The 3,089-nt window shown below is 58.3% G+C and carries 5 protein-coding genes; 2 read left to right on the forward strand and 3 right to left on the reverse strand.

Annotated features, from left to right (window positions below; genetic code table 11):
• Nucleotides 1–346, forward strand: a 346-nt coding sequence (locus tag VBE63_RS26580; RefSeq protein WP_323686011.1) for a FlhC family transcriptional regulator, incomplete at its 5' end; no start/stop codon positions are given.
• Between the two features lie 109 nt (nt 347–455).
• Nucleotides 456–725, forward strand: a complete 270-nt coding sequence (locus VBE63_RS26585) for a helix-turn-helix transcriptional regulator (RefSeq protein ID WP_323686012.1) — start codon at nt 456–458, stop codon at nt 723–725.
• Between the two features lie 80 nt (nt 726–805).
• On the opposite strand, the gene VBE63_RS26590 is transcribed toward VBE63_RS26585, so the two are convergent.
• The 3 genes from VBE63_RS26590 to VBE63_RS26600 form a co-directional block, all read right to left on the reverse strand.
• Nucleotides 806–1,066, reverse strand: coding sequence for a DUF6399 domain-containing protein (locus VBE63_RS26590; RefSeq protein ID WP_323686013.1), 261 nt, complete (start codon nt 1,064–1,066; stop codon nt 806–808).
• A gap of 32 nt (nt 1,067–1,098) precedes the next feature.
• Nucleotides 1,099–2,421 carry a tyrosine-type recombinase/integrase gene (locus tag VBE63_RS26595; RefSeq protein WP_323686014.1) on the reverse strand — a complete coding sequence of 441 codons (1,323 nt, stop codon included), beginning with the start codon at nt 2,419–2,421 and terminating at the stop codon, nt 1,099–1,101.
• Nucleotides 2,422–2,689: 268 nt separating this feature from the next.
• On the reverse strand, nt 2,690–3,089 hold a 400-nt coding region (locus VBE63_RS26600), incomplete at its 5' end, for an N-6 DNA methylase (protein WP_323686015.1).

The raw sequence follows: 3,089 nt of genomic DNA on the forward strand, positions 1-3,089 counted from the left end.
GCTGTTCATTGCACTCTATTGTGCGCTTGGCGGTCCGGAGACGGAGCGGCAGATCCAGCTTGAGGCGTTGCTGCAGGCCCATCGGTTGTACCGGGAGCAGCAGGGTCGCCTCGCGGCTTGTGGCCGGCTGGGACCATCGATTGATATCAATGGGGCTTGGGTGCTGGCTCGAGATCTGACCACTGGGTTGGCGATGCGGCGCTTTTGCCGAGAGTGCCACATCCATTACCTCGCTGCGGACTTCTCGCGCACCGCGCTGCAGTGTCCGATCTGCAAACTCAAGCAACGAGGTGGTTGGTGGCCACGGGGTGGCGTGCGCCGCTCTCGCAAGCCTAAAGAGCATTGAAGTCATGCTGAGAAACAGACACCGCATAGGAGCAGCTTAGCCATCAGCCATGTCGCCGATGTTCAGGTTCTCGAAATCAACAACATAAACAGTCTCTGGAGACCCCGTCATGCCAACACGTGTCTTACGCTTACCTCATGTTCTGGATCGGACCGGATATAGCCGCTCGGGGCTCTACGCGCGCATCAGCGCAGGCCTTTTTCCACATCCGATATCGCTCGGTGCCCGTGCATCCGCATGGCCCGAACACGAGGTTGAAGCGGTGCTGGCCGCGCAGATTCGAAGAGCGAGTAACGAGCAGTTGCAAGCAATCGTAGCGGACTTAGAAACGGAAAGGGCGAGCTTTGGCCTGGCTAACACGGGTGCATCCGCAGCCTAAGAGTGTCCGACCAGATTGAGTCGAAGACAGCCGTGGTGGAAGAGCGAGAGCTGACCATTGCGGCCCTCGACGGCGGAACTCTAGCGCTGGAACAGATTGGCACAGTCGCTGGCGACCTGCTCAATCTCTGTGCGCTGGGTGGGGTCAAGTGCTTGTATCGGGTGATCCGATGCGCGCAGCGGTGCGAGCTTCTGCGCGCTCAGTGCCGTGAGGCGTCGCCGTTGCTCAGTTCCCGAGCACCGCGTCGCGACCCACTCGAGATAGATCGCTAGGATCAACTGTTGGAGCACCCCCGTCTCGATCGTGGGTGCCAGGTTGAGCGTCTCGACACGCTGCTGCACGGTAGCAAAGAAGAAGGCAATCGTCGCCAGCTTTAGCTAGTGGTTGTTGAGTGTTCCTCGTGCTCCACTAGCAAGGCCAGACGGCTCCCTAACCGCCGCCATGCATCCCTCTGCTCTGCCTTCAACTCATGGCGCTGATATATCCGCTTGAGCTTGTTCTGCTCGACATGGTTAAGGCATCTCTCGATCACTTCGCCGATGACGCCTAGCTCGTCCATCATAGTCGCGCCCGTGCGGCGCAGATCGTGCGGAGTCCAAGCCCCACCAGACAATAGCAAAGCTCCCGTGGCCTTGGTCCGGTTGGACAGCGGCTCATCGCGCATACGATCCTTAATTTGCTTAGTGATAGACTTCAGACAGATATGTGCCGTTCGGTCCCGGGCCGGAAGGCACCAATCAGAATCGTCAGTCAGGGTCTTCAGTGCCCGGAACTGCGCATTGGCAAAGTCGGAAAGATAGACCTTGTGCTCTTTGGCGTTTTTGCTGTTGCCGGCCGGGATAGACCACTCGCCTTCATCTAGATCCAGATCCGCCCACCGGGCTTGCGACAGTTCGCCAACCCGACAGCAGGTCGAGAGCATGATCCAGATTGATAGTGCCGTCGTATGCAGCAGGTTCGCCAATGGAAGGCGACGCTTTAGATCAATGATCTCGTCCTCAGACAGATAGCGCTCCCGTTCCTTCTGCCGCCCGCCGATCTTCTCCTTCGTCAGCCCCGCCAGCGGGTGCGTCTCGATCCATTCCCGCGCCAGCGCGAAATTGAAGAATTGACGCAGATCGCCGTATAGATGATTCGCCATCACCCTCGCGCCGCGTTCAACCACAATATCGAGTGCATCCACCAACATGGATCGCTTGAGGTCAACCAGCGCCACCCCACCTAGCGCTGGAAGAATGTCCTTCTCGATCGCTCGCATGGACTCCTTGCCACCATCCTTGCGCCGTGACAGCTCCGCCCTTCCCCACTGTTCCAACGCATCCTTGAAAGTCCGTCGCGCTGCGGCTTCCGCCGCCATTCGGGTAAGCTCCGCCTGATAGCGTTCGACCGACTGCGCATCCTCGAACTGCTTGCGCAGCTTCTCAGCCTTGCCTTGCTCGACTGGATCGGTACCAACATCCAGCAGCGCCTGCTTCCCGTCACGCGTTTTTCTGATGTTCTTCAGCGACTCGTTCGGCCACTTACCGCAAGCCGTCGTCCGTGTCCGACCTTGCTGCTTGAACCGGTACTCAAAGCTGACAACGATCCCCGCCTTCTGTGTTCGTACCCGACCATACAGCCCCTCGCCATCAAACAGCTTCCGCCCAATGTCATCGACGGTGAGAGATTCCAGTTGTTTGACTGTCAGCTTGCCCATCACTTCCCCTCTTCTTGATCAGTGCCTTTTCGAGTCGGGATAAATTTTTACCCCCCACTTTTACCCCCACTTTGGAGCTGGCTCTTACGAAATTATAGTAGACTTTAGTGGATGTCGCGAAGCTGAAGGAGACGCGTACGGTTATGTATTATATAGGCTTTATAGACAATCCTGGACCTAGACGCATTCAGAGTTACTTAACTACGAACCAGGTGATAGGGAGTTCGAATCTCTCCGGGCGCGCCATATAATCAAGCACTTAGGCGTCTTAGGACGCCTTTTGCATTTCTGGTATGCCGGAAACTGTGCAGACCGGGATGCCGGTGGAGAAGAACAGGCTCGGCGGTAGGCCGATGACGGTGTCGATGTGGCCGTCCTTGAGGAGCTTGCTGCGGATGCGGGCCTCGGCGCCACCTCGGAAGAGGACGCCGTGGGGCAGGATGATCGCCATCGTCCCTTCGTCGCTGAGGTAGTGGAAGCCGTGCAGCAGGAAGGCGAAGTCGGCGGCAGATTTCGGCGCGAGGCCGTGGCTCTTGAAGCGGAAATCCTCGCCCATCGCCTCGTTGGCGTCCCAGCGGTAGCTGAACGGCGGATTGGCGACGACGGCATCGCACTTGAGCTTCTTCGCCGGGTTGCGCTCGCTGAGCAGCGGCCAGTCGTTGGTGAGC

Origin of the sequence: Lamprobacter sp. (assembly GCF_034860625.1) — a bacterium.
Taxonomy (GTDB): Bacteria; Pseudomonadota; Gammaproteobacteria; order Chromatiales; family Chromatiaceae; genus Lamprobacter.

Bases quoted from the DNA above. Each gene is read 5' to 3' on its own strand.
- VBE63_RS26585 (WP_323686012.1), top strand. From the start codon at position 456: ATGCCAACACGTGTCTTACGCTTACCTCATGTTCTGGATCGGACCGGA.
- VBE63_RS26595 (WP_323686014.1), bottom strand. From the start codon at position 2,421: ATGGGCAAGCTGACAGTCAAACAACTGGAATCTCTCACCGTCGATGAC.